The 9,242-nt window shown below is 53.4% G+C and carries 11 protein-coding genes and 2 pseudogenes; 3 read left to right on the forward strand and 10 right to left on the reverse strand.

All coding sequences use genetic code 11. The features are described from left to right. A partial coding sequence (locus BGK49_RS25335) for an IS1 family transposase (RefSeq protein WP_001393286.1) occupies nt 1–147 on the reverse strand: 147 nt, incomplete at its 3' end. Between the two features lie 55 nt (nt 148–202). Between BGK49_RS25335 and pbp4b the strand changes: the two are divergent. Beyond that, nucleotides 203–1,060: pseudogene (pbp4b, locus tag BGK49_RS04460) on the forward strand (penicillin binding protein PBP4B); the annotation flags it as partial. 57 nt (nt 1,061–1,117) lie between these two features. Here pbp4b and yfeX read toward each other — a convergent pair. The 4 genes from yfeX to BGK49_RS04480 form a co-directional block, all read right to left on the reverse strand. After that, nucleotides 1,118–2,017: a porphyrinogen peroxidase gene (gene yfeX, locus BGK49_RS04465; protein WP_005030479.1), complete on the reverse strand. Its 900-nt coding sequence runs from the start codon at nt 2,015–2,017 to the stop codon at nt 1,118–1,120. A 95-nt stretch (nt 2,018–2,112) separates the two neighbouring features. Then, entirely contained in the window at nt 2,113–2,688 is a 576-nt protein-coding gene (locus BGK49_RS04470; RefSeq protein WP_000838944.1) for an RpoE-regulated lipoprotein, read from the reverse strand. 206 nt (nt 2,689–2,894) lie between these two features. Next, nucleotides 2,895–3,344 carry a DUF2919 domain-containing protein gene (locus BGK49_RS04475; RefSeq protein WP_005043427.1) on the reverse strand — a complete coding sequence of 150 codons (450 nt, stop codon included), beginning with the start codon at nt 3,342–3,344 and terminating at the stop codon, nt 2,895–2,897. Further along, nucleotides 3,331–3,756: a GNAT family acetyltransferase gene (locus BGK49_RS04480; RefSeq protein ID WP_000405998.1), complete on the reverse strand. Its 426-nt coding sequence runs from the start codon at nt 3,754–3,756 to the stop codon at nt 3,331–3,333. Before BGK49_RS04480 ends, BGK49_RS04475 begins: the two co-directional genes overlap by 14 nt. Before the next feature lie 213 nt (nt 3,757–3,969). On the opposite strand from BGK49_RS04480, the gene amiA reads away from it, so the two are divergent. Beyond that, the gene (gene amiA, locus BGK49_RS04485) at nt 3,970–4,839 is read left to right on the forward strand and encodes an N-acetylmuramoyl-L-alanine amidase AmiA (RefSeq protein WP_000102891.1); all 870 of its coding nucleotides are present in this window, start codon (nt 3,970–3,972) and stop codon (nt 4,837–4,839) included. Nucleotides 4,840–4,842: 3 nt separating this feature from the next. Further along, nucleotides 4,843–5,742: an oxygen-dependent coproporphyrinogen oxidase gene (hemF, locus tag BGK49_RS04490; protein ID WP_000801367.1), complete on the forward strand. Its 900-nt coding sequence runs from the start codon at nt 4,843–4,845 to the stop codon at nt 5,740–5,742. A 5-nt stretch (nt 5,743–5,747) separates the two neighbouring features. Here hemF and eutR read toward each other — a convergent pair whose 3' ends face one another. The 5 genes and pseudogenes from eutR to BGK49_RS04515 all read right to left on the reverse strand — a co-directional run. Continuing rightward, nucleotides 5,748–6,800: an HTH-type transcriptional regulator EutR gene (gene eutR / locus BGK49_RS04495; protein ID WP_000753674.1), complete on the reverse strand. Its 1,053-nt coding sequence runs from the start codon at nt 6,798–6,800 to the stop codon at nt 5,748–5,750. A gap of 45 nt (nt 6,801–6,845) precedes the next feature. Continuing rightward, nucleotides 6,846–7,346: an ethanolamine utilization microcompartment protein EutK gene (gene eutK / locus BGK49_RS04500; RefSeq protein WP_005030467.1), complete on the reverse strand. Its 501-nt coding sequence runs from the start codon at nt 7,344–7,346 to the stop codon at nt 6,846–6,848. A 12-nt stretch (nt 7,347–7,358) separates the two neighbouring features. Next, nucleotides 7,359–8,018: an ethanolamine utilization microcompartment protein EutL gene (eutL, locus tag BGK49_RS04505; protein WP_001111038.1), complete on the reverse strand. Its 660-nt coding sequence runs from the start codon at nt 8,016–8,018 to the stop codon at nt 7,359–7,361. Between the two features lie 9 nt (nt 8,019–8,027). After that, nucleotides 8,028–8,870: an ethanolamine ammonia-lyase subunit beta gene (gene eutC, locus BGK49_RS04510; RefSeq protein WP_046891764.1), complete on the reverse strand. Its 843-nt coding sequence runs from the start codon at nt 8,868–8,870 to the stop codon at nt 8,028–8,030. A 9-nt stretch (nt 8,871–8,879) separates the two neighbouring features. After that, nucleotides 8,880–9,242 (reverse strand): annotated as a pseudogene (locus tag BGK49_RS04515) (IS1-like element IS1X2 family transposase); the annotation flags it as partial.

The following is a 9,242-nucleotide window of genomic DNA, read 5'->3' on the forward strand; positions in this document are numbered from 1 at the left end:
TTGAGAAGCGGTGTAAGTGAACTGCAGTTGCCATGTTTTACGGCAGTGAGAGCAGAGATAGCGCTGATGTCCGGCAGTGCTTTTGCCGTTACGCACCACCCCGTCAGTAGCTGAACAGGAGGGACAGCTGATAGAAACAGAAGCCACTGGAGCACCTCAAAAACACCATCATACACTAAATCAGTAAGTTGGCAGCATCACCCGGATTTCTGACCTGCTGCATCACAGCGGCGGTTTCCCGGCAGATCCGCAATACCCGAATAAAGCGGTCGCGGGCGCGTTATATTCCTAGGATAAAGGCCAGACGCTGGAGATGATCAAGCGCACGCCGCTGGAATATCAGCCCGGCAGCAAACATATCTACAGCGATGTCGATTATATGCTGCTTGGATTTATCGTCGAGTCGGTTACCGGTCAGCCGCTTGACCGCTATGTTGAAGAGTCGATTTATCGCCCGCTCGGCCTGACACATACGGTATTTAACCCGCTGCTGAAAGGCTTTAAACCGCAACAAATTGCCGCCACGGAATTGAACGGCAATACCCGCGATGGCGTGATCCATTTCCCGAATATCCGCACCTCCACTCTCTGGGGTCAGGTGCACGATGAAAAAGCCTTTTATTCGATGGGCGGCGTTTCCGGGCACGCAGGTTTGTTTTCCAATACCGGCGATATTGCGGTGTTAATGCAAACGATGCTGAACGGCGGGGGCTATGGCGATGTGCAGCTGTTCAGTGCGGAAACGGTGAAGATGTTCACCACCAGCTCTAAGGAAGATGCCACTTTTGGCCTCGGCTGGCGCGTGAATGGTAATGCCACCATGACGCCGACGTTTGGCACGCTGGCAAGCCCGCAAACCTACGGTCACACTGGCTGGACCGGGACAGTAACCGTTATCGATCCGGTCAATCATATGGCGATTGTGATGTTAAGCAACAAGCCCCATTCGCCAGTTGCCGATCCACAAAAAAATCCCAATATGTTCGAAAGCGGTCAGTTACCGATTGCAACTTATGGTTGGGTAGTTGATCAGGTGTATGCGGCGTTGAAGCAAAAGTAATAAAAAGGCCAGTCAGTTTTGTTACTGGCTGGCCTTTAATCATAGAATCAGAAACGCTTACAGCGCCATCAGCTTGTCCGGCGACGGCGCGAAGTAATAGCCGCCGGTTACCGGTTTGGTGAAACGCAACATCGCATCACGCTTACCATCGGTATCGCCAAACATGCTCAGCAGTTGCTGCTCAATGTTATGCAGACGCGCGCAGTAGGCGCAGAAGTACAGACCGTGAGTGCCACTGGCGGTGCCGTACGGCAGGCTCTGGCGAACAATCTTCAGCCCTTTGCCATCTTCTTTCAGATCAACGCGGGTGAGGTGAGAGGTTTCCGGACGTTCGTCGCCGTCAATCTCTTCGTTGGCCTCTTTGGTGCGCCCGATCATCATCTCCTGATCGTGAACGCTCATCCGGTTGAGCTGCTTCAGGTTGTGCTCCCAACGCTGCACAAACACATAGCTGCCGCCGGCATCCACGCCGTCTTTGATAACCGCCACTTCGCGGCGCGTCTCTTCACCCGCCGGGTTTTCTGTACCGTCAACAAAGCCGCTCAGGTCACGCTCTTCCACCCAACGGAAGCCGTGGATCTCTTCTTTCACTTCAATGCAGTCACCAAAGGCTTCCATCGCCGCCTGAGCGACAGAGAAGTTTACGTCGTGACGCAGAGAAAGAATGTGGATCAACACATCGAACTGGGTCGTCGGCGCAAGGCCTTTACCGTAGCCCGGAAAATCTTTCAGCTCTTCTGCCCCAACGCCGCCGCTCAGAGCGCGCCAGGTGTTGTTACCAAAGGCAACCACCGCACCAAGATGCGCGTCCGGGAATTTCGCTTCAAAAGTTGCCAGTTTGTCGGCAAATGTTTTACTGGCCGCACGCAGGGCGTCAACTTCCCCTTTCACGTTGGCTTCGATCCAAATCGCCGCGCGGCAATGTTCTGGCAAAATGCCACTCTGAACCTGAGACATTGTTCCTCCTGAAAATAAGAATGCCACGCAATCCGTGGCATTGTTGAGCGCTATTTTACGTGTTTTTTCGCGGCGGCGGTTTGTTCAGACGCAAATTAACGCCGCCAGATAATTTTACTGACTTTCCAGTTTTTCAGGGTATCGTCCGAAGGCATTAACCCTTCAGGACCACGCCATTCCCCACTGAACTGGTAGCTAATATGTTGACTGCCTTCGGCTTTACATTCGACGGCACGATTATCATCACCATCAGCTTTTTGGCAATTGCCAAATGCTTTGCTGTAAAGGTCGCTAAACGGTGTACCGATTTTAACACCGGTGTCAGCAGGAATATCGCTATCCAGCACGTCAATGCGACTGATCGTGCCTTGATCGCCGTTAATCACCATCGCCACGTTGTCGCCTTTCATTACTTCAAAAAAGCGCACCACGTTGCCGTTCGCGGTTTTCATTCCGCTGCGCAGGCGATAATCGCCATCAAGCGCATCAGCAATGGCTTGTTCTTGCAGTGGTGTGGACGCCGTTAATTCACCCACGCCCTGCTCGCTCACTTTGGTGGACGATCCAAACCAGTTCCACGGGTTAGCGGCCGACCAGTTAACTGACGACATCGTGGAACAGCCGGTCAGCATCAACGGCATAGCGCATAACATTAAACGCAGCGATTTCATGTCACTTCCTTTGGTTATTCAATAACGTTGCTTGGAGTGCAAATTCACCAAAAAGTGCCGTTAAAGGTTGATGACAAACACAAAATTGCCTGATGCGCTACGCTTATCAGGCCTACTTTCTCCTGCAATATATTGAATTTTCGATGTTTTGTAGGCCGGATAAGGCGTTCACGCCGCATCCGGCATAAACAAAGCGCACCTCTGCGTTATTCTTTTTCTTCATTAAAACAAGCGCGTAAACGTCGATTGGTCAGCAGCCAGATTAACGCCACAATATCCGCCACTACCAGCGCCAGACCGATACCGCTAACGGATTCACCGTTCAGCCACAGCCACGGTTGCCAGCAAAGTAAAACCACCTGCGCCAACAGCAACAGAAAATAGAGCACATGCCAGGTGCGAGGAAACGAAGCCCGCCGACCGCTCAACAAAAACGCCAGCACCGCCGGAATACCGGGAATCAACCCCAGCCAGAAATTATCATGATCGGGATAAAACAGATTTAGCAGCGCAGTACCCTGCTCGCGCGACGCACCGGCAATGATAAACAGCACCCAGGTTCGCGCCTGAAGCAATAGCACAAGCCAGAAGAGCAAGGGTAAACGCAGGCGTCCGTGCGCATCATAATGGACAGGATGGAACTCAGTACTCTTCATCTTCAATCAAACGCTTACCCAGACTCAGCATGTCGGCGTGTTCATATCCCAGGCGTTCATACATTCCGAGCACCATGTCGTTATCTTCCGGCACATTGATCTGAATTTTCGGGCAGCCACGAGCAATCAGCTTTTTCTCCAGCCGATTAAGCAACGCATTGGCAATCCCACGCCCACGAAACTCTGGATGCACGCCAAGATAATAAGCAGACCCGCGATGCCCGTCATAACCGCCCATCACCGTTCCGACCACTTCACCGTTCACCTCAGCGACCAAAAACAAACTGACGTCATGGTTCATCTTACGCTCGATGTCCATTTCCGGATCGTTCCACGGACGCAGCAAGTCGCAACGCTCCCAAAGGGTGATGACCTCTTCGAAATCTTCCTGGCGAAATACGCGTATCTCCATGGTATTCGTTACCTTTTTGCGGGTTAAAAGGCTGATTATGGCGTGAACGGTAGAATTAGCCAATATCTGACGAAAATCGGTTGAAAAAGTGGCATAATGGGGAGTTGTCAACTATTGAAATGAAAAGTAAAACAATTCTCAACATCAAACCGTCGTAACGGATTACGCGATACGATATAACATCTGGAACTTTATTATTACAACTCAGGCCGTATGAGCACTTTTAAACCACTAAAAACACTCACTTCGCGCCGCCAGGTGCTGAAAGCCGGTTTGGCTGCCCTGACGTTGTCAGGAATGTCGCAAGCCATCGCCAAAGACGAACCTTTAAAAACCAGCAACGGACACAGCAAGCCGAAAGCCAAAAAATCTGGCGGCAAACGTGTCGTTGTTCTCGATCCAGGCCACGGCGGAATTGATACCGGAGCGATCGGACGCAACGGTTCGAAAGAAAAACATGTGGTGCTGGCGATTGCTAAAAACGTCCGTTCCATTTTGCGTAATCATGGGATTGATGCGCGTTTAACGCGTTCTGGCGATACGTTTATCCCACTTTACGATCGCGTTGAAATCGCCCATAAACATGGCGCAGATCTGTTTATGTCAATTCATGCCGATGGCTTTACCAACCCGAAAGCTGCCGGTGCTTCGGTATTTGCCCTCTCTAACCGTGGGGCAAGTAGCGCAATGGCGAAATACCTGTCTGAACGCGAAAACCGCGCCGATGAAGTTGCCGGTAAAAAGGCGACTGACAAGGATCACCTATTGCAGCAAGTGCTGTTTGATCTGGTGCAAACCGATACTATTAAAAACAGCCTGACGCTTGGCTCGCATATTCTGAAAAAGATTAAGCCGGTGCATAAACTGCACAGCCGCAACACCGAACAAGCCGCGTTTGTGGTGTTGAAATCGCCGTCGGTTCCTTCGGTGCTGGTGGAAACCTCGTTTATCACCAACCCGGAAGAAGAGCGGCTGTTAGGCACGGCGGCGTTTCGTCAGAAAATCGCCACAGCGATTGCTGAAGGCGTGATCAGTTATTTCCACTGGTTCGACAACCAGAAAGCACATTCGAAAAAGCGATAAGTTATGAAACCCGACGCACACCAGGTTAAACAGTTTCTGCTCAACCTTCAGGATACGATTTGTCAGCAGCTGACCGCCGTCGATGGCGCAGAATTTGTCGAAGATAGTTGGCAGCGCGAAGCTGGCGGCGGCGGGCGTAGTCGGGTGTTGCGTAATGGTGGTGTTTTCGAACAGGCAGGCGTCAACTTTTCTCACGTCCACGGCGAGGCGATGCCTGCTTCCGCCACCGCTCATCGCCCGGAACTTGCCGGGCGCAGTTTCGAGGCGATGGGCGTTTCACTGGTAGTGCATCCGCATAACCCGTATGTTCCCACCAGCCACGCGAATGTGCGTTTTTTTATTGCCGAAAAACCGGGTGCAGAGCCCGTCTGGTGGTTTGGCGGCGGCTTCGATTTAACCCCTTTCTATGGTTTTGAAGAAGACGCCATTCACTGGCACCGCACCGCCCGTGACCTGTGCCTGCCATTTGGTGAAGACGTTTATCCCCGTTACAAAAAGTGGTGCGACGATTACTTCTACCTCAAACATCGCAACGAACAGCGCGGTATTGGCGGGCTGTTCTTTGATGATCTGAACACGCCAGATTTCGACCACTGTTTTGCCTTTATGCAGGCGGTAGGCAAAGGCTACACCGACGCTTATTTACCAATTGTAGAGCGACGTAAAGCGATGGCCTACGGCGAGCGCGAGCGCAATTTTCAGCTCTACCGTCGCGGTCGTTATGTCGAGTTCAATCTGGTCTGGGATCGCGGCACTCTGTTTGGCCTGCAAACTGGCGGGCGCACCGAGTCGATCCTGATGTCAATGCCGCCACTGGTACGCTGGGAGTATGATTATCAGCCAAAAGATGGCAGCCCAGAAGCGGCGTTAAGTGAGTTTATTAAGGTCAGGGATTGGGTGTAACTCCCTCACCCCCATTCCCGCATCCGCTGATGCAACGTCAACGACGGCTTCTCGGCAAACAGCTGCTGGTAATCCGTGACAAATTGCCCCAGATGCCAGAATCCCCACTGCATGGCGGCGTCTTTTACCGTTGTGCTTTGCGACCACGGGCTTATCAGTTCGCGGCGTACGGCGTTCAGGCGAATGCGTTTCAGCCACGCGTTTGGGCCAATGCCTAAAATAGCGTGAAACGCGTTTTGTAGCGTGCGGCGACTGACATGCAGTTGATTACACAAGCCCAGCACCGTCACCGGCTCAGACATATTTTCCAGCACATATTCACGGGCGCGGGAAAGTAATCTACGGTAACTCTGATGACTGATGCTTTCCGCCGTCACCATTGGTTGCGCGTCTTCCAGCATCGCCCCCATCGCCATTAGCAAATTATCCCCCAGCACTTTTCGCACTGCAGGCTGATGGAGATTTTCCGGGTTCTCGCAAAACGTCGCCAGCGCCTGTTGGACAAAGCCCCACAGCGCGGCTTTATGCTGCTCTTTCACTTCCAGCGCCGACTGGCTACGCAGCATATGTAATACCCGATCCGGGTTATGCAAAAAGTTAGCCTGCCGGGTGATGACATCTTCAGAAAGCACCACGCCCAGGATCGTGTAATCATCCGGCGTGCTCAGTTCAAATTCAGTGCCACCAGGGCGGGTGGCGATTTCCGCGCTTCCCAGACATTGCGAACCGATAAATCCCTGCTCACCGCGCGTCGCCGGAATGCCAAACCAGAACGAGTTCGGCCAGACCAGGCACGACTGACGCAGCGCCAGACCGGTGTATTCACGAAAAACCTGAATATCATCGAGTAGAATTTCCGTAAACTCACCATGAAACTTGCCCGGATGCAGCTGATCGTAAATCTGCTGCCAGGCGGTAATCGTTAAAGCATGTTCATAGACATCCGTTGTCTGTCGTTGATGAACATTATCCACTTCGACCTTCGGCGTGAGCTTCAGGTTTTCGGGGAAGGGTTCATGATAAAGATGGTGCAAATTGGCTGTACGGGTCTTTTTCATGATGTTAATGCCGGGTGTTGTAGGACACCCGGCACCTCCGACAGGTTAATGGGGCTTGAGACGATAACGACTACTGCGTTTACGTAACGTCCCGGCAGAAAAGAGCTGTTCGAGCGCATTTCTGGCTTTTTCCAGCGGCCAGCCAAAGTGGGCAGCCACTTCTCCTGCCGTCATTCCCTGACGTACTGATGTTAACAGCGCCAACAACTCGTCAGCAGATTCCGCGACGATAACTGGCGCGTCGGGTTCCCTTACGGGTTGCTTCGGCTGGCGGTTAAAGCCAGTAACCAGCCACTGGGTGTCATCGTCTGGCCGACCGCTCTCCTTGCGGCTGATGACACGCCCGGTACGCATCGCGGCAGCACAACCTGCGTCCAGCGCCGCACGACACGCCGCCAGATCGCCTTCCACCACCAGCGTTAAGCGACCAGGGTCAAGCACTTCGTGACTGAGCAGACGAACGTTAGCTGCTTTGAGCATGGCATCCGCTGCATCTATCGCGGCGACCATGCCGTCCACTTCCAGCAATCCCAGTGCATTGATCATCGGCAACCTCCGTTACGCACGCTGGATTGGATTACGCGCGATTTCCAGCACTGCATCGGTAAAGGCGTTACAGGCTGCTTTACACGCGGCCTGGCTCCCGGTTAAAAATGCTGCCGAGTAGTTGGTTTCAGACGGTGGCGGGACATAGGTCACCAGCTGTACGTCGGCAGATTTCAACGCTGCATCAATGCCGTAGGTCGCTTCCAGCGGCGGTGCCACCAGATACGCCATCGGATCGCCAAGCGTGATCCCGGCGGTTGATGAGAGATAAGAACCGGTACGCGAAACTACATGTGCCAGGAATGCGGTGTTTTCTGCGTCATTAGCCCACTGGAAAGCAGCGCCATTTTCAATATGCGCAACCATCGCATCCAGACCAGCACGCACTTCCGCCGGGTTTGGCCCACCAAGCATAATCAGCACTTCACCGGCAGTCGGTGACGGTCCGTGTGCTGCTCCCGCATACAGCGAGCGGCCATATACCACTTCGACCATCGCCTGCTTGGTCGCTTCGTCAGCCGCAATGTAGGTGACGTCATCGGAATCAGCAGAAATCAGCCCGAGGCTACGAATATGCGGCGGCAATTTTAGTTCACGCGCAAATTCAGCGTTAACGGAGGCAATCACCCGCATGGCGGTTACCGACGGTCGAATCAAATCTAAAGCTGGCATGATGCCTCCTTATCGGGTCATGTTGATGCCGGATGCTTTCTGCTCCAGCATACGTTTCGCCAAATCCACAATGACGGCTGCGGCTTCAACCGGCGGCGTGCCGCCCTGGTGAATGTTAGAGATGCAGGTGCGATCGGCCTCAACGGTGGTCGCCATACGCGGCGAGTAAACGGCGTAACAGGAGAGGCTTTCTGACTGACCCAACCCCGGACGTTCCCCCACCAGCAGGATCACCACTTTCGCGCCGAGGATCTCACCGATCTGATCTTCAATCTTCACGCGACCATAACGAACAAAGAATGGCGTGCCGACTTTCAGCCCGGCCTGTTTCAGGCCCGCCATCAGCGGCGGCAGGATCTCTTCGTAGTTCACGGTGATGGCATCAGTTGACAGGCCATCAGAAATAACGACCTGTACGTCCGGATTAGCAACACACTGTGCTTTCAGCGCTTCAACAGCTTCTGCACACAGGCGGCGGCCCATATCCGGGCGAGTCAGGTAGAGATTTTTGTCGCTAATTTCGGAGCGTACTTCCAGCAAGCCCTGCGCTTTCACCCACTCTTCCGGCACTTCTTTCAGTACGGTATCTTTCGAACGAGAGTGATCGGCCAGGAAACGCAGCAACGCCTGGGTACGCGGACGCGGACCGGCACGACCGGTACAAACGCGGGCCACGGTGCTGCGACGCAGTTCTGTTAATACGTCTGCGCGATGCGGGTTTTCAACACCAATCCACGCTTTTGCTTCCGCAGAACCTAAATCCAGCGCGCAGCTTTCCGAGGTCACCGGTGCCGCACAGGTGGTGGTGGTGCACTTTGCTTCTGACAGCGCGGGGGCCGTTTGTCCGGCAATGACTCCAACTTACTGATAGTGTTTTATGTTCAGATAATGCCCGATGACCTTGTCATGCAGCTCCACCGATTTTGAGAACGACAGTGACTTCCGTCCCAGCCTTGCCAGATGTTGTCTCAGATTCAGATTATGTCGCTCAATGCGCTGAGTGTAACGCTTGCTGATAACGTGCAGCTTTCCCTTCAGGCGTGATTCATACAGCGGCCAGCCATCCGTCATCCATACCACGACCTCAAAGGCCGACAGCAGGCTCAGAAGACGCTCCAGTGTGGTCAGAGTGCGTTCACCGAAGACGTGCGCCACAACCGTCCTCCGTATCCTGTCATACGCGTAAAACAGCCAGCGCTGACGTGATTTAGCACCGACGTAGCC

Source organism: Shigella sp. FC1544 (assembly GCF_001722145.1).
In the GTDB taxonomy this organism is placed as follows: Bacteria; Pseudomonadota; Gammaproteobacteria; order Enterobacterales; family Enterobacteriaceae; genus Escherichia; species Escherichia coli.

Bases quoted from the DNA above. Each gene is read 5' to 3' on its own strand.
- BGK49_RS04470 (WP_000838944.1), bottom strand. From the start codon at position 2,688: ATGAAATCGCTGCGTTTAATGTTATGCGCTATGCCGTTGATGCTGACC.
- eutR (WP_000753674.1), bottom strand. From the start codon at position 6,800: ATGAAAAAGACCCGTACAGCCAATTTGCACCATCTTTATCATGAACCC.
- eutK (WP_005030467.1), bottom strand. From the start codon at position 7,346: ATGATCAATGCACTGGGATTGCTGGAAGTGGACGGCATGGTCGCCGCG.
- BGK49_RS04480 (WP_000405998.1), bottom strand. From the start codon at position 3,756: ATGGAGATACGCGTATTTCGCCAGGAAGATTTCGAAGAGGTCATCACC.
- yfeX (WP_005030479.1), bottom strand. From the start codon at position 2,017: ATGTCTCAGGTTCAGAGTGGCATTTTGCCAGAACATTGCCGCGCGGCG.
- BGK49_RS04475 (WP_005043427.1), bottom strand. From the start codon at position 3,344: ATGAAGAGTACTGAGTTCCATCCTGTCCATTATGATGCGCACGGACGC.
- hemF (WP_000801367.1), top strand. From the start codon at position 4,843: ATGAAACCCGACGCACACCAGGTTAAACAGTTTCTGCTCAACCTTCAG.
- amiA (WP_000102891.1), top strand. From the start codon at position 3,970: ATGAGCACTTTTAAACCACTAAAAACACTCACTTCGCGCCGCCAGGTG.
- eutL (WP_001111038.1), bottom strand. From the start codon at position 8,018: ATGCCAGCTTTAGATTTGATTCGACCGTCGGTAACCGCCATGCGGGTG.